Raw genomic sequence first — 17,186 nt, 5'->3', positions numbered from 1 at the left:
TTTACGATGAATTTGAGGATTAAAGATGTTGACTTTTGGTGGAAAAGTCGGGGCATTGGGGATTTTGATCGCCTTGATAATGGTGGGCTGCGGGTCCGAACCTGCTAAAAAAGAGAAGAACGTTGAAGCCGTTCAGCAGGACTGCGGCAGTTCCATTCAGAAAAATTGGCAGGTTGTGGCGGGGGATGAACGCGCCCGGACCAACCTTCTGTGGGTGGATTCCGCCTGCGGGGAACAGGTGGCCGCTATCCGCTCCATCGTGGGGGCCGACACCTTGGAGAAAATCTTTGTGCTTCGGGATTCTGCCGCCTTTACCGCGGGGGGCGCCTTGCCCGGGGAACTGTCTAGCGCCATGGTGCTGCGGACGCCTCTCCAGAGGGTGGCGGTACTTTCGTCGGCCCAGATTGGCTACATGCTTCGCCTCGGTGTGGAAGACCGCATTATAGCGGTAGGTGCCGGGAAGTACATTGCGGATTCTACTTTGTACGCAAAGGCCGCCGCAGGGCAGGTCGCAGAAGTAAGCCCCGACGGCATGAATGTGGATTACGAGAAGCTCATCGCCTTAAAGCCGGACCTGGTCATGACCTTTGTCACAGGCGGTTCCCAGGACGATTACGACCGTATGGAAAAGCTGGGCATACCCGTAATGCTTACCTCCGAATGGCAGGAGAATTCCCTTGAGGCCAAGGCGGCGTGGATCAAGCTTTATAGTTCCCTGTTTAACGTAGAAATGCCCGACGAAAAAAAGGATTCGGAGTCTTTCTCTGATTCCCTTGTTTATGGAGATCCGGCAGGAAGCGCCGACCCCTGTGTAGAACAGAAGGTAGTGCGTTCCGGGCAAAATGAAAAGCGTGGTTTTAAGGTTGTGGCAAGGGGCCCCCGGGTTCTTGCGGGCATGAGCTATGGCGGCGTGTGGTACGCCCCCGGTGGACGTAGCTATACTGCCGACCTGATCAGAAAAGCAGGCGGCTGCTACTTGTGGGCGTCCGACACTACCCGCGAACTGAAGCTCACCATTGAAGATGTGATGGCCCTGGCAGACTCCGTCGATATTTGGATTAACCCCGGTATGTTCGGCACTCCCGAAGAAATCCTGGCTGCGGAGCCCCGCGCCGCCTACATCAAGGCTTTCAAGGAGAAGAAGGTCTTGCAGAATGATGGGCGCAAGGGCCCCGGTGGCGGAAACGATTTCTTTGAAGGTGCGGTGGCAAGGCCCGACGAATTGGTGGAGAATCTCTCCAGCCTGATTTCCACGACCGCCAAAAAGCCCGTTTCCGGGAATCCGGCATTTGAATGGTACCGCAATATTTTCTAATATTTACAATATGATGAAACCTCATACAGGTATAGGTGACTGGATTTCGGCCAATTATGAGCTGGGTACCCCGTTTTTGCAGCAGGTACCTCGCGATTGTGCTGACTATTTGCTTTTGAATGCCCAGATTCGTGAATACGATACGGGCGAGATTATTATTAACGGTGGCGTTATCGGTGATTCGTTCTGCGTGTTGCAGAGTGGTCGCGCCATGATTTGCGGTCAGATTCTTGCTGACGGTCATTACAATATGCTGGCTTCCCTGGAAGCAGGTGCATGCTTCGGTGAAATGTCCATCATTTGTAACGAACCTACCAGCAATACGGTGATCGCCGCCGAAGATGGCTGCACCGTGCTCCACATTCCCCGCGAAGAGTTTGTGAAGTTCCTGGACAAGAACCCCAGCATCATGGTGTACTTGTACAAGGTGGTGGCAGACCGACTCCGCGCCAAGAACAAGGCATTCGATGAATTTGAACGTCTTTCCTTGTTGGCTTCCGGTAAGGTTCTTCCCTTTATCGACTTTGCCCAGACCATGGAAAAGAGCCGCGTCACTGGCACCGTGATTTTCGAGTGCAATGGCGAAAAGGGCTTTATCGCCTTTAGAGATGGTCGAATTTGCTGTGCCAAGTGCGGTAAACTGGCAGGCCCAGACGCCTTTGAAAAAATGCTTTCATGGGGCGACGAAACCTTGTACAAGTTGGATACCCACTTGATGCCGGAAGTTGTAAACATCAACCAGATGACTGATACAACTAGCCTCATCCTGGATGCTCTCAGAAATATTGATGAAAAACAAAACGGTGGTCAGTAAGTTGACCCCAAAACACGCCCCGGCATGGGGCGAAGGATAAAAAGATGAATTACGCAGACGCTGGTGTATCTCTGGCCCGTGCAGACGAAGCAATGGTCGGAGTCAAGAAGTCCGTCCGTACCACCTTTAACGAAGGCGTTCTCGGTGACGTTGGCAACTTCGGTGGCCTCTTCACCCTCAACCACCTTGGCATGAAGGACCCCGTTCTCGTCAGCTCCGTTGACGGTGTGGGTACCAAGCTCAAGGTTGATATCGAAATGGGCACTCATACTCTGCCCGGTCAGGATATCGTGAACCACTGCTGCGACGATATTCTCGTCCAGGGCGCACGTCCGCTGTTCTTCCTCGACTACGTTGCTACCGGCCGTCTCGAACCGGGTGTCATGGACCAGCTGGTCGCAGGTATGGCTAAGGCTTGCCGCGAAAACGGTCTCGTGCTCATCGGTGGCGAAACTGCAGAAATGCCGGGCTTCTACGGTCCGGGTGACTACGATATCTCCGGTACCATCGTGGGTGTCGTAGAACGCGAAAACATCATCGACGGCAAGAAGATCAAGCCGGGTACCATCATCCTCGGTCTCCCGTCCACCGGTCTCCACACCAACGGTTACTCTCTCGCTCGTAAGGTTCTCTTCGACGTTGCCGGCTACAAGGTTGACACTCCGCTGGAAGGCACCGACATGACCATCGGCGAAGCTCTCACCATGCCGCACCGCAGCTACTACCCCAGCCTCATCGATCTCTGCAACAAGAAGATCATCCAGGGTCTCGCTCACATCACTGGTTCCGGCTACCAGGGTAACATTCCCCGTATCCTCCCGGATGACGTGGACGTTGTCATTGACCGTACCTCCTGGGATCCGTCCCCGATCTTCAAGCTCATCCAGAAGGAAGGCTCCGTGGAGAAGGACGAAATGTACTCTACCTTCAACATGGGCATGGGTATGTTGATCTTCATCGATCCGGCTGACAAGGCTGAAGTTGTTGCTCATCTCGAAGCCAAGGGCGAAAAGTGGGTGCAGGTCGGCGAAGTTGTTGCCGGCTCCAAGCAGGTCAAGTTCAAGGACTAAAATGCTTCTTGCCCTTAATGAAGGGTGAGTTACAAGAAAAAGGCAGTGGAAAACGGAGAACTCCGTGAAATCCACCGCCTTTTTGTTATGTTGTATGAAATCTCGGTGGTTTTTGGGCGAAATCGGACTGTTTTTTTTAAAAAAAAACGTCCATTTGGACGGATTTTACCCTAATTGAAGTGCGTTTGGGACTATTTATTTTAGATAAAGTAAATAAAAGGCGGTGGAAAACGGAGAAAATCCGCGAAATCCACTGCCTTTTTTGAATCACTGCCTTTTTTGAATTACACCAATATTGGATTTGAATTCATTTTGAGTACATTTCGGGAACATTTTCAGCTTTCAAAAAGGTTTCAACTGTTTGAAAATGTGCTTTGTGAATATATTTTTACCCCCGAGTGTAGAATTGTGTCGTGTTTGGGTTTGGCACATATGAGAGAGAGGTATTATGAAACATCCCTTTTATAAAAGTTTAGTGGCTGCTGGTGCCTTGACGGTTGCTGGCGCCTTTGTGGCTTGTAGCAGTGACAGCAGTTCCGATGGACCGGGTACAGGTCCCGTTAACGATCTTTGCTCCGGTATCGTCGCTACGGAACAGGTTTCTGTAGTAGACCTGGGTTCTGTCAAGCTTCTGGTTTATCCCCGTGGAATTGACGGTGTCGGCAAGGTGACCTTGGCTAACGGCTATGCCTATGGTACCTACGATGGTATCAACATCTACGATAACGAAGGCAATGTGGTCATGGAAGCCGGCTATGCTGACTTGGTAAACAAGTGCGAAGCAACCTCTACGCCGGACCCGTCTGATCCCAACTCCTCTGAATCAACTCCCATTGTCGGCCCCGGTGGCACCCAGGAAATTACCAGCTCTGAATCAACTCCCATTGTTGGCCCTGGTGGTACTCAGGAAATCACCAGCTCCGAATCTACCCCCATTGTCGGCCCCGGTGGAACTCAGGAAGAAATTTCCAGCAGCGAAACTGTAAAGCCCTCCCTGGAAAATGGCTTCCCCTCTATTGAATCTTATGGCGCTCCTCCGGCAGAATACACCAAGGACATCTTGAGCAACGGCCAGACCGGTTGGAACTCCCGTTACTGGGACGCCTGTAAGCCTCACTGCTCCTGGATCAGCAATGGTGAAGAAGGCAAGACCGATACCACCACCCAGGCAAGCTACGAAGCCGGTATGACTACCGCCCGTAACTGCAACATCCACGACGTGGAAGTTCCCACCTTTACTTTGGGCCACGCCGTTCAGCAGTACTGGATGGGTTACGAAGGAACCAACAGCGCCTGTGGCGAAGCCAAGGATAAGGGTGTGTTCACTTGCACCGACATGGCTCCCATCGCTGTTAACGATACTCTTTCCTATGCATACGTGGCAGGTCCCGGCTCCGCAACTTCTTGCGGTAAGTGCTTCCACTTGCAGTACAACGGCTCCTTCAAGGATGCTAGCGCCAACAATGCTGCCAAGGCTACCCACAAGGCTCTTAAGGGCAAGCACATGGTGGTCATGACTTCCAACATTGGTCACGATGTGGAAGTGGGCCAGTTCGACTTGATGGTTCCGGGTGGTGGCGTGGGCGCCTTTGACGCACTCTCTGTCCAGGTGAACGGTGCAGACGTGAACTGGGGCGCAGGCTTCGGCGGCTTCCTCACTGAATGCCAGAGCAAGCTTGGCTACGACAACACTCTCGAATCTTACCAGACCTGCGTGAAGGATATGTGCGATGCCGCCTTCGGTAATGCTGGCCTTCCCAACCTGCTCCGCGGTTGCCACTGGTTTGCTGACTGGTTCATGGCTGCCGACAATCCCACCTACAACTGGGAAGAAGTGGAATGCCCGCAGTACCTGATCGACCATTACATGACTACCATCAATAAGGAAAAGTCCAACAACTACGCATGGCACACCGACTGGTCTACCTACAAGGCTGGCGATCCGCTGGAAACTTTGGAATGCACCGATAAGGGCTGCGAATGCCCCGACGAAATGGCAGCCAAGGGCGCCTGCAAGAAGTAATCGATTCGATTCCTTAGCGTTTAAAGGGTCTCCTCCGGGAGGCCCTTTTTGCGTTGGTGATGTTCCTTGTTGCGTCTGTTCCAACGGATCTATAAGGTATGCGGTTTATTATTTTGCGAACCCCCATTATGGGGATTATTTTTAGGTCGCGGTGCAGAATGGGTTTGGGCCGCTTATGGAGTGTTTATGAAAATGTTTGGTGTTGGCGCCGTTGCGGCGTGTGTTTTGGGTCTTTCGGTAAGTGCATCTGCCATTAAGGCCAATGTCAATTTGAGCATCGGCAAGAATCTTTATGTAGATGGTGCCCTCAATTCCAACTGGAAACCTGATGTCTATACTGATGGTCATCTGGATTTTAATCAGGTGGCCTCGGCGAAGGAACTGGCCCTGAATGTGGGGGAGGGGCCGTCCAGAATTTTTATTACCTGGGAGACTCGCGGCGATGAAGCCTGGGTAGGCGACGAATATGTTCATGCGGCGAGCTGCCAGCACTTTCCTACGGAAGGATCCAGCCTGCAGAACTTCAAGATTCTGACCTCCGGAAATTCCACCGACGGTGTTGACGGTGACTGGGAAGTTGTGGCCCAGGTTGGCGAAAGTGGCGCCATGAGCCGCGGCATCGCGGTAGATTTTGCAGGCAAGTCCTGGTTCAAGATCGTGGCCGACGAAGCCGTCAAGAACCTGGAAGAAATTGGCGCCTACGACTTGAGCGATGGCGGAAACGACACCTGGTTCTTTATGGGCACCAGCATCAGCCAGATGGGCCTGAAGCAGACAGAAGTGGACTCCAACTTTTCTCAGTTGATTCACGCCCGCTATCCCGATTACTACCCTGCAATGCTCCGCGGCGGCATCGGTTGCGTGAACACCACGGGCGTGGTCGAAGGCCTCAAGTATTATGGCGAGTATGCCGGCAATGTCAAGTTCTGGGCCATCGAAATGGGAACCAACGACGCCTGGGGCGATAAAACTGGCTGGAACGTTCAGACCTTCAAGACCAACATGCAGGAAATCATTGACACGGCGAAAGCTCACGGGGTAACGCCCATTATCGCCCGCATGATCGCCACCAATCCCGACATCGCCGAGTGGCAAGTGTACCAGGGTTACCTCGATGCCATCGACGAGCTGACCGAAACAAACAACCTGCCTAAGGGCCCGGATTTTTACGATTACTTCTCCAAGCACCCCGAAGAACTCTCTGCCAGCGATGGCGTGCATCCCGCCGAAAAGGGTGCGCAGAGCATGCACCGTCTGTGGGCTGAAGCCGTTGCGACTTTGTACGAAAATGGATTTGGGGACGCAGACAACGAGAACGCTAACCAGGAAAAGGACGATAAAGAGGGAATCGTTTCGTCCAAGGTGAACTTCAAGGTGCCGCAGGTAAGTGTCGTCGGAAGGACCGTCTCTGTGTCGGGCGTCCAGGAATCTGCCCAGGTGGTAATCATGGATGCCATGGGACATATGGTTGTAAATCGCAATCTTCCTACAGGAAATTACTTTGTCATAATCCGCGGTAAGAAACTTTCCTACAGCGCCAAGGTTACGGTTAGGTAATAAAAATTTGCGTATTTAAATCCTGCACATTTTATAAAAAAATGGGATGCCCCGCAGGTAAGCGGGGCTTTTCTGTTTGTTGTGATTATGCATCAGTATAAACTACACATCTTGACAATGTAGTTTACGTAGTTTATATTGTAGTATATGAATGAAATGGAAAGTATAGAAAGTCGGATTGCACTCTTGCCCAAGGGTTCCATCACCAAGAAGGTCATCCAGGGCAAGGACCGTTATTACCTGCAGTGGCGCGAGGGCGATAAGGTCAGGAACCGCTATGTCAAGGAGGCGGAGCTGCCGGAGCTTTCTGCCCAGATTGCCGAGCGCAAGGGGTTGCAGCAAAGGCTGGTGGAACTTCAGGTTGCGTCGGTGCAGCGCTCCCTTATGGTGTCCGAGGGGGCGCAGTCGTCTGCGGAATTTCTCATGGGCAGTTTCGCTGCCGAAAGGCGGGCGTCCTACAGTGTGGCGCCTTACGAGTCTCAGGACCGCATGGTGAATTTCTTTCTTTCACTTGGTCTGGGCTTTTGCCTGGAGGCCAGGGCAAGGCAGCTTCCCGTGAACGGCACCGACCTGAGTGTGGACTGGGTATTCTATAACCGTATGCTCCATTGCCATGTGCTGGTGAACCTGAAGGATGGCAAATTCCGGAAGACCGATTTAGATCAGCTGGGAACCTGTGTCAGGCATTACCGGGACAAGGTCATGCAGCCTGGCGACAACCCTCCCGTGGGAATCCTGCTCACTACAAGCCGCGGGCCCAAAATGGTGGAGTTTGCCACCAGTGTCGCCAAGAGCGATTTCGCCTCTGTCTATAAGCCCAAATTGCCGACCAGGCACCAGCTGCTGGACTTCATGGAAAAAAGCGACTTGCTGAAAGGCGAGAGAGTGTAGTTGAGTTACTTTAAAGTCCGTAAAACAAACACGAATCTATTGACTTGAATGTGAATTTTGTTCTATATTCAAGTCATTAGCATTTCTCTTATTCACAGCTAGAAACTTCGACATTTCAAGACACGGTGAGTAAGACGAAACGAACGCGTCTGCCGCCAGGTTAACCTTGGCGCCATCGCTTGGCGTAATGCATCTTCAATTTCTTGAATGTGCATTTGCTGGGTGACCAGAATATGGGGCGCGGGTCGTTCGTGTTTGTTTGTGTCGGGCTGTCGAAGGCCTCTAGCTGACAAATGCCTGCGATTCCGCGCCTTTTTTCTATGGCTTTTTTGTGGGAAATTGTTGTTTCGTCTAGAAAAATGTACGCAGTGTTTAAATTACGCCTAGAAAAATGTGAATATCGCTCGAAATTCATCAAGAAAAATGTATATATAGAGTATGAAGCGTTTTCTTTATGAAGATCTACTGAAATGGAAAAATAGCGCGCACCGTAAACCCCTCATTTTGGAGGGGGCAAGGCAGGTCGGCAAAACATGGCTGCTCAAGGAATTCGGAAAGAACGAATTCGAGAATGTCGCCTACATAAACTGCGATACGGACGATTCCTCTAGGTTCCTGTTCGCGGACTTCAACATCGACAGGATTTTGCGAGCTGTTTCCGCCATTACTTCACTGGTCGTGGAACCAGGCAAAACGCTTATCATCTTTGACGAAATCCAGCAGCAGCCAGAGGGACTGACTGCATTAAAGTATTTTTGCGAGAATGCGCCCGAATACCATGTCGTTGTCGCAGGTTCCCTGCTCGGGCTTCAGGTCCATTCCGGCTCAGGATTCCCAGTAGGAAAAGTGGATAGGCTCAAGCTGAGCCCGCTATCATTTAGCGAATTTCTCGATGCCCTTGGCGAAAAAAATCTGCTGATGCACCTAAACGCGTTCAGGTTCGACGAATATGCCGTCCTGAAGACCAAATTGATAGAACTTTTAAGACAGTATTATTATGTGGGGGGAATGCCCGAGGCGGTACTCGCTTATGTGGATCGCAAGAACATCCTTGAAGTCCGTGAAATCCAGAAACGGATTCTCGACGATTATCGGGATGATTTCTCCAAGCACATTCCCTCCAACGAACTTGCGAAAGTTTCCGCCGTATGGAACTCGATCCCAAGCCAACTGGCTAAAGAGAACAAGAAATTTATATGGGGTGCGCTCCGCAAGGGCGGCAGGGCGAAGGAGTACGAAAACGCAGTCCAGTGGCTCATCAACGCGGGGCTCGTCCATAAGGTTTGCCGAATCAACAAGGTCGAAATGCCCGTCAAGTTTTACGAAGACATGGGCTGCTTCAAGCTCTTTGTAAACGATCTCGGGCTTCTCGGCGCCATGTCAGACATTCCCGCCAAGGAAATTCTGGCCGAGTCCAAGATGATAACGGAATACAAGGGGGCGTTTACCGAGCAATATGTCGCCCAGCAATACATCGCGACCATGAGACAGCCCCTGTATTACTACACGAACGAAAATTCAACTTCGGAAATTGATTTTGTCTTTCAGCATGGAGCCGTTTACCCCACCGAAGTCAAGGCTGAAGAAAACCTCAAGGCGAAATCCCTTTCGACGGTGCTGAAAACAAACGCGCAGCTAAAGGGCATCCGATTTTCCATGTCGGATTACCGCGAGCAGGAGCAGATGGTCAACGTGCCGCTCTACCTGGTGGAATTCTATTTGAAGTGGATAGCCTCGGAAGGACTTTGAAACTTGGGTGTTCCCCCGTACGGTCAAAACGGGTCAAAACGGGTCAAATAAATATGGCCTTGGTTGACCATAAAAGTGATTTTATTCTATATTCATCTCCATAAGAGTTCTCTTATTCACAGCTAGAAACTTCGACATTTCAAGACACGGTGAGTAAGACGAAACGACGTGCTTGCCGCCCGGTTTACCGGACGGCCATGTTTTGCGTTGTGTGCATTCTGGATGAATGTACGCTAGATTGTGCAATTGGGCGCGGATCGTCGTATTTATTTGTGTCAGGTTGTCGAAGGCCTCTAGCTGATAAATGCGTTCGGTCTGGCGCCTTTTTTCGTTTGGTCCGAGCCGTATAAGGGCGCTCGGTGAGTTTTGTAGAAACTCTTGATGCTCGGTCATGAATAAACCTTGTAAGCAAGTTTTTCTATGACTCTCGCAATGTGAGTTTTGCTCTCGTTCTCGGCTAGGAACTTCGACACTCTTTTCGCACAAGGAACAGGACAAATCTCGGATGCCCATGAGTGCCATGGGCGCATTGTACCCTGGGGGTCGTGTACCCAGTGGTCTCGACCTCGCTTTTGTGCAATTGCGCCAAGGCGTTTTGGCGTATGGCGAAATCTGGCTTGGCGCCTATGGTGTGCCGCCGGAGTCGTCCGCGAGTTTTGTTTTTGAATTGTAGAATGTCGCAACTTTCGGCGAGAAGCAGCAATGCTCCTCGCCTTTTTGTTTTGTGCAGGTGCCGCATCAAATGCTGGAAAGTGCTGCCGTAAAATCAGGCTAGGAACATCGCTCCGAACGAAGGGCTGAACTCAGGTTCAACCCTTTTTGATTGGAGCGAGTAGATGGCTACGGTAGGAAATAGCGATCTTGTAAAGCAATTAAGAACATGTTTGGGAGATGTTCATTTTGATGAGGATTTAGCTGTAATCAGCCATTACCTGTCTCTGCAGGGATCGCCTCAAGCTTTACACTACGAGTCTATTCTGAGAAAAAATGGAGTTGATTTAAATAAGCTTCCAAGTAAGGCTGAATATCTGAAAAATTTTGCGCAGTATCCTCCAAAGAGAAATCCAAAATTTTCTTTTATCGATTTGTTTGCTGGTATAGGTGGTTTTAGACTTGCGATGCAAGAGAACGGCGGAGAATGCGTTTTTACGAGTGAATGGGATTCTTCTGCGAAGCAAACATATTCTGTGAATTATGCAGACGTTCCTTTCGGTGATATAACGAAAGTTGATCCTAAAACAATTCCTGATTTTGATGTGCTAACAGGAGGCTTTCCTTGTCAGCCTTTTAGCTCTATAGGAAAACGCGAAGGGTTTGAACATAAGACTCAGGGGACTTTGTTCTTCTATATCGCGAATATCGTGAAGGTTAAACAACCCAAGGCATTCCTGTTGGAAAATGTTCCTGGACTTGTAAATCATAATGACGGAAAAACACTTGAAATCATTATGGAAACCTTAAAGAAGGAATTGAATTATGAGGTCTTTATTAAGGTTTTAAATAGTGCTGATTACAAGGTCCCCCAAGAACGAAAGCGCCTTTACATTGTTGGTTTTAGAAAGGATTTGAAAATTACTGATTTTGAATTTCCCAAACCTTGCGATAAGAAAATCGGTATTGGTCAGTTTGTTGAGGTTGATGCGGAAGGACCTTCAATTTCAGAACATTTGCAGAAGTCGTACATCTACAAAAAGGATGATGGTCATCCAGAAATTATTGATGCAACATCAGACTTTCCTGTAAAGACCCTTTGTGCGTCGTATCATAAGATTCAGCGAATTACAGGAACCTTTGTAAGAGGAGGAAAAACAGGGCTTCGTCTTCTTACAGAAAAAGAGTGTAAAGCCATTATGGGGTATCCACAGGAATTCAAGATTCCTGTTTCGAGGACTCAAATGTACCACCAGTTTGGAAATTCTGTTGCTGTTCCTGTTGTGAAGGCTATTTCCAAAAAGATTGCAGAAAAACTGGAGGGCTAATATGGCAAGTGTAAAAGATATCATTTCCAGTATTTTTAGAAAATTTGAGAATGAAGAGTTGTCGCCCGAATTTATTCGTGATGAAGCAAATGAAGTTTGTGACATTCTAGGAATTTCAAGGGTTGGAGATCCGGGAAGAACTGCACGCGAATTTGCAGAAAGGGGATTTGTATCAAAATATAATGGGACGTGCAAATACTCTCCAGATGCAATAAATTTAACGTTGAGAAATGAATTCGAGTCTTACGAGTATGTTTATGCTTATGCAGATTATGAAAGTAAGATGCAAATACATAGTCAAAAGAAGTTTAAAGATTTACTTGTTCAAATAAAAAAAATTATTGAAGAGGATTCTGATAAAAAGCGTCAAGCAGAACAAGAATTACATTTAAACGAAGCATTGAAAACATCAAGTTTAGTTTTCCCTTTAGTTGATGAAAATGAGTTTGCTGCAGGTTTAAATGTTGAACAACTTTTAGATAAACTTGCTGAATGTTTGAAAGAAATACATGACAGATATAAGGTTAAGGGTTATCCTATTTTTGGTTTCAGATATGGACATATTATCGCTAAGAAAAATTTGAGCATTAATAAAATTGTTCAAAAGGCAAGCCTTTTATCAAGTGATATAAAAACTTCATTACATACCCTTATTCGCAACGGAGTTGCTGCATTTGAATTTGCTTCACATGAAGGTTGTATTGGTGATGCAAATGTTTTAAAAGTTGATTTAGATGATGTTGATTATTGTTCATTAGAATTAGAGGATTCTCCGAAAAAAAACAATCCCTCTTTCACCCCCTCCCAAATCATCTACTATGGTGTTCCGGGCTGTGGCAAGTCCAATACGATTAAGGAAAAGTTGAAGAGTGTCCCTGACTTTAACAAGGTCTGCGTTGTCTTCCATCCGGATTATACAAATTCAGAATTCATTGGCCAGATTCGTCCAAAGATAAGGAACCATTCCGTAACTTATGAATTTGTGGCAGGCCCTTTTGCAAAAATTTTGCGCCGTGCCTACTTGAATCCGAACCAAGAGTTTTATTTGGTCATTGATGAAATCAATCGCGGGAAAGCTTCGGCAATTCTTGGCGAAGTTTTCCAGCTGTGTGACCGCATAAAGCCTAATGATGAAAAGGACGAGTTTGGCTACGGTCCCAGTTGGAGTGTATATGGCATTGATCATGAAGATTTGAACGACTACATTCGCGATATCAGGAGCTTTGCAAATGAATCTCACGACGGTTGTGACACTCCGGTAGAATTTTCTGAAGAAGACGGAAGGGGCGAAGTTTCTGCCTATAAATCGATAGACATTAACTGGCTGGGTTTTGGTGAAAATGGAAAACTTCATTTCACCGAGAATACGGCAATCCGTTTGCCGCCCAACCTTTCCATTTTTGCAACCATGAATACTAGCGACCAGAATGTATTCACTTTGGATAATGCGTTCCAGCGTCGCTTTGATATGGAACTGGTCTGCAATGAATTTGCAAAAGGTAGCGTTGACGGTTTTAAAACCGAAGCTTTCCGCAATCAGCACGATGCAAAAATTGCTGGAACAGAAACTTCCTGGGGCGAATTCTGGGAATGGGCCAACAATAAGATTACGCAGGTGCTTAAGGGCCTTTCCAGTACCGAAGACAAGCGTCTTGGCGTTTGGTTTGTTTGCAACGTGAATGGCGAAATTCCAGAAAAGATTTTTGCCGAAAAGGTCCTGAAGTATTTGTGGGATGATGCTTTCAAGTTCAAGCGCCCTCAGATTTTTGCCGAAGGTTGTGATACGCTAGAAACCCTGATTTCAAAATTCCATGAACTCAAATTTGGGGTGTTTAAGAGTTTTGGGGCGTGATAGCTACAAAAATTAGAAATACTCTGCGTTTTTGCCGTTATTTCGATATAAAATACTTTGCGTTTTTAACATTAATAAGCAGTAGAATACCTTGCGTTTTTTATGTTTATTAAGTATATTATGAGCATCCGGGACTGATCTCATGATTACTTTTAGACGCAAGATTTATCAAGAACTTCTGAATTGGAAGGAAGAATCCAAAGGTCGAGAAGCCCTTCTTATAGAGGGCGCGCGTCGTATTGGAAAAAGTACCATCGTAGAAGAATTCGCGAAAAACGAATACCGTTCCTACATTCTGATTGATTTTAATGACTGCGAAAAGGCTGTACTAGATGCCTTTGATAAAATGAATGATCTTTCGGCATTTTTCAATATCCTTTCATATACTTATGGCGTGAATCTCTACCCGAGGGAATCCCTGATTATTTTTGATGAGGTGCAAAGATTTCCGAAGGCAAGGCAATCCATCAAAAAGTTGGTGAAAGACGGCAGGTTCGATTATATTGAAACAGGCTCTCTTATTTCCATTTACGAAAATGTCAAGGATATTACCATCCCCTCGGAAGAAACATCCATCCAGATGTTCCCCATGGATTTTGAGGAATTTTGCTGGGCGATGGATAAGCCGAATATATGTGACTTTATCCGCGATGCGTTTTCAAGGAAGAAGGCGTTGGATGAACCACTCCATAAGGAGTGCATGCGTCTATTCAAACAGTATATTCTGATAGGGGGCATGCCACAATCCATTGTCGCATTCCTTGAAAACACCTACAGCTTTGACTATAGCGACAAGGCAAAGCGCAAGATTATTGAACTCTACAAAAAGGATGTTCAAAAAATCAAGGGCTCATATAAGGGGAAAGTCCTTTCGACATTTGAACAGATTCCTGCATTTTTGTCTAAGCACGAAAAGCGAGTTGTATTTTCAAAGATCGCTGGGGGACTCGGTAGTGAAAATAGCTATGAGAATACCTTCCTGTGGCTTTCCAATTCCATGATTGCAAACAACTGTTTCAAGTGCTCCGATCCAAATATTGGCTTTGGCTTGAACGCGGACGATTCCGCAGTCAAGTGCTATATGGGCGATACAGGCCTTTTGTTCTCTATGGCTTTTGGCGAAAACCAGATTTCAAAGGAATCCTTGTACAAGGAAATCATGAACGAAAAGCTTGCGATTAATAAGGGTATGCTCTTTGAAAATGTCATTGCGCAGATGCTTGTATCTCAAGGACATAAGCTTTATTTTTATACCCATTTCAATCAGGAAAAACATCGCAACGATATTGAAATTGATTTTATGATTAGTGAATCTGATTCGGTAGGTTCAAGAATCATTCCAATCGAAGTCAAGTCTTCAAAAAATTACACCACCACATCGCTTGAATCGTTTAAGAAGAAATTCAAAAAGCGTATTAAGACTTCTTATATAATCCATCCGAAGAATTTTGCCATTCGGGACGATGATACTGTTTGCATTCCGCCTTATATGGCAATCTGCTTGTGAGATCACAAATGCAAAAGCTAAACGATTACTGCACTTGCGAAGCGAAATTGCGTGGCGATGAATTTGTCGGCATCCGTAATGACGGTTGTCTTGAAATTTGTTTTCCTGCTGGATACTTTAAGAATGATGACGCTATTGCAGAACTTGACGAAGATGAGCTTCGCCAGGATATTATGCAGTTGTTTGATGTGCTTTCTGATTCGGAGCTGATCGAGGTTCACGAAAATTCAAACATTATCGGAAGGGATGTTGAAAAATCGTCTTCAGATTTTCCTATGCTAGCTTATGTCAACCTACTCCGGAATTTTATGGAGTATGGCTATTACTCCGAGCAGGAGGTGGTCTTTAAGCAGGGTGGAAACGGCAAAGTTGATTGGAATCGAACAATAAAAACTTTGAGGCCGGATGTTGTTAATGATAGTGTGGTCTATCTTGATCCAGTTACACGACAAACGGACAATAATGAATGTGAACTGATTTCGCTTATCCATAAATTCTGCGTGTGGGATGCTGCAAAAAGAATCGGTTTTGTTTTTGGCGTTGATATCCAGGAACCTCCCGCCCTTGATTTTGACTACGAGATGTTTTCTTCTGTCTTGATGACGAAAGCCTCCAAAACATTCCATGATCGCGCACTTGCAATTTTCCAGGATATGCTGAGGATTGTGGAATACCTCGGAAAAAACGTGTCTGACGAAAATGTGATTCCCGATGAATTTTATTTTGGGGTAAATTCTTTTGCTCCTGTTTGGGAAGCGATGATTGAGCGCATTTTCGGAACAGAACATCGAGAAGATTATTATCCAAATTGCGGCTGGGTTATTGATGGTAAAAATGCGGGTCGTGTTGAAATGCGTCCTGATACCATCATGAAAGTGGATGACAAAATCTTTGTTCTGGATTCCAAGTATTATACTTACGGCATTGATGGCAGAACGTTGCCGCAATCAGAATCCATCACCAAGCAGCTTGCCTATGCTGAATTTGCTGAACAAAAAATTGGCAAAACGGTTTATAACGTTTTTCTGATGCCTTACTGTGCGGGTGCGGTAACTGCAGAGAATTTTTTGTACCCATTTAAAATGAAATATCTAGGCTACGCCTATAGTGATTGGAAAAATACGGATGTGGCAAAAGGTCTTGTAAAACCTTACCACAAAATTCACGGCGTCCTGCTTGATATAAAAAATGTGATGCAAAATTATAGCAAGAGCAATGCTGCACAGAAGCAGTTTGCGAATGTGATTACGACCGCAAATAAAAAAGGCCCGTAACATCGTTGGTTCCCCTATGGTGGGACAACTTCGTTACAGGCCTGTTTATGTTCAAAGTATACATAAATGAAATAAATGTGTCAAGAACAACTGTTTGCATGAGAGTCGCGACGGCCAAGCTTGCTTGAGCCGGCACCTGTCCTCGCTTGACGGGGATGACTGAAGAGGATTTTATAAAGTTCCTTGGTAGTCGTGGCATTTCCATATTCCATTTTGATGATGCAAATGAGTTTATGGAAGAAATGAAACATGCATAGAGCAAAAAGTTTATAGTGTAAATAAACATCTTGCTTTGTAGCCATTTTTTGGCTATATTGTTTTCATGTACGTTGTAATCGCCAAACGTTCGGTTGAAAAATGTATTCAGAAAATGCCTGTAGCCGAACAAAATAAATTTATTCGTTTGAAGCAACTACTCAAGGAGAAGGGCCCTGAGCAGCCGGCTCTTATGAATTATTCAAAACTTGGACCCGACAAGTATCACTGCCATTTATCTCGTAAATGGGTGGCCTGTTGGACTTGTAAAAACGGAACGCTAACCATTGAGGTGTATTATGTTGGCAGTCGTGAAAGCGCCCCCTATGCCCGGCACTAAGGAACCTGTTGTATTCCAGATTAAAGGTAACATTCCTGATTGCGTCATTGGAATCATGCGCAGCCTTTTCCCTTCTGTGGACGTTAGCGATGATGATGAATTTATTGATCTGGATAATTCAGAAGTGCTTAAGGGAATTGCCGAGAAAATGTCTCCTGGCGATGCTGTCAAGGCTGACCGTGAACTTCGCGGCTGGACTCAGAAAGTTCTATCCGAAAAATTGGGAATCTCTGTTCAGAATCTTTCTGAAATTGAACGTGGCCGTCGTACAGTTTCACGAAAAATGGCTACCAAGTTGGCAGCCGTTTTCGATGTGACTCCGGAGTCATATTTTGATTTCGGGATGAATCTTGTAGATACGTCTGCGAAGTACGATGCGAAGAAAAAGTGATTTCATATGATTTTTTCTTCCGCAACTTGGGACAGTCTAAAACTGATTTTCTTATCCATCGTTGACTTAATTGGACATTTTGTCCATAGTGTTTCTGAAAAAATCCTTTTCAATTACTTTGGATGAAGCTACTTTGGAGATTACTCCACACATCCAAAAAAGGCGTCTT

13 protein-coding genes are annotated in these 17,186 nt (G+C 46.7%); all 13 read left to right on the top strand.

Annotated features, from left to right (window positions below):
- Positions 1-25 precede the first annotated feature (25 nt).
- The 13 genes from BUB73_RS13255 to BUB73_RS13185 all read left to right on the top strand — a co-directional run bounded on the left by BUB73_RS13255 (position 26) and on the right by BUB73_RS13185 (position 17,017).
- The gene (locus BUB73_RS13255) at positions 26-1,315 is read left to right on the top strand and encodes an ABC transporter substrate-binding protein (protein WP_073286554.1); all 1,290 of its coding nucleotides are present in this window, start codon (positions 26-28) and stop codon (positions 1,313-1,315) included.
- 10 nt (positions 1,316-1,325) lie between these two features.
- Entirely contained in the window at positions 1,326-2,129 is an 804-nt protein-coding gene (locus BUB73_RS13250) for a cyclic nucleotide-binding domain-containing protein (RefSeq protein WP_249269411.1), read from the top strand.
- A gap of 44 nt (positions 2,130-2,173) precedes the next feature.
- The gene (gene purM, locus BUB73_RS13245) at positions 2,174-3,199 is read left to right on the top strand and encodes a phosphoribosylformylglycinamidine cyclo-ligase (RefSeq protein ID WP_073286552.1); all 1,026 of its coding nucleotides are present in this window, start codon (positions 2,174-2,176) and stop codon (positions 3,197-3,199) included.
- 448 nt (positions 3,200-3,647) lie between these two features.
- Positions 3,648-5,222, top strand: coding sequence for a glycosyl hydrolase family 5 (locus BUB73_RS13240; RefSeq protein ID WP_249269412.1), 1,575 nt, complete (start codon positions 3,648-3,650; stop codon positions 5,220-5,222).
- Between the two features lie 186 nt (positions 5,223-5,408).
- On the top strand, positions 5,409-6,779 hold the full coding sequence (locus tag BUB73_RS13235; RefSeq protein WP_249269413.1) for an SGNH/GDSL hydrolase family protein: 1,371 nt from the start codon (positions 5,409-5,411) through the stop codon (positions 6,777-6,779).
- A gap of 156 nt (positions 6,780-6,935) precedes the next feature.
- Positions 6,936-7,670, top strand: coding sequence for a PDDEXK nuclease domain-containing protein (locus BUB73_RS13230; RefSeq protein ID WP_175552219.1), 735 nt, complete (start codon positions 6,936-6,938; stop codon positions 7,668-7,670).
- Positions 7,671-8,108: 438 nt separating this feature from the next.
- Positions 8,109-9,419, top strand: a complete 1,311-nt coding sequence (locus tag BUB73_RS13225) for an ATP-binding protein (protein ID WP_073286546.1) — start codon at positions 8,109-8,111, stop codon at positions 9,417-9,419.
- Positions 9,420-10,255: 836 nt separating this feature from the next.
- Complete coding sequence (locus BUB73_RS13215) at positions 10,256-11,398, top strand: DNA cytosine methyltransferase (RefSeq protein ID WP_083539783.1); 1,143 nt, start codon at positions 10,256-10,258, stop codon at positions 11,396-11,398.
- Position 11,399: 1 nt separating this feature from the next.
- Complete coding sequence (locus BUB73_RS13210; protein ID WP_083539782.1) at positions 11,400-13,250, top strand: AAA family ATPase; 1,851 nt, start codon at positions 11,400-11,402, stop codon at positions 13,248-13,250.
- 145 nt (positions 13,251-13,395) lie between these two features.
- Entirely contained in the window at positions 13,396-14,757 is a 1,362-nt protein-coding gene (locus BUB73_RS13205) for an AAA family ATPase (RefSeq protein WP_088658992.1), read from the top strand.
- 8 nt (positions 14,758-14,765) lie between these two features.
- Positions 14,766-16,031 (top strand): LlaJI family restriction endonuclease, encoded by a 1,266-nt coding sequence (locus BUB73_RS13200; protein ID WP_073286537.1) that lies wholly within the window; start codon positions 14,766-14,768, stop codon positions 16,029-16,031.
- A gap of 146 nt (positions 16,032-16,177) precedes the next feature.
- Complete coding sequence (locus BUB73_RS18045; protein ID WP_346348717.1) at positions 16,178-16,288, top strand: hypothetical protein; 111 nt, start codon at positions 16,178-16,180, stop codon at positions 16,286-16,288.
- 324 nt (positions 16,289-16,612) lie between these two features.
- Positions 16,613-17,017: a helix-turn-helix domain-containing protein gene (locus tag BUB73_RS13185; RefSeq protein WP_249269468.1), complete on the top strand. Its 405-nt coding sequence runs from the start codon at positions 16,613-16,615 to the stop codon at positions 17,015-17,017.
- The last annotated feature ends 169 nt before the right edge of the window (positions 17,018-17,186 follow it).

The sequence above is a fragment of the Fibrobacter sp. UWH6 genome, assembly GCF_900142465.1.
GTDB lineage: Bacteria > Fibrobacterota > Fibrobacteria > Fibrobacterales > Fibrobacteraceae > Fibrobacter.
The sequence above is the reverse complement of the archived record's forward strand: the minus strand, read 5'-3'. Positions and strand labels throughout refer to the sequence as shown.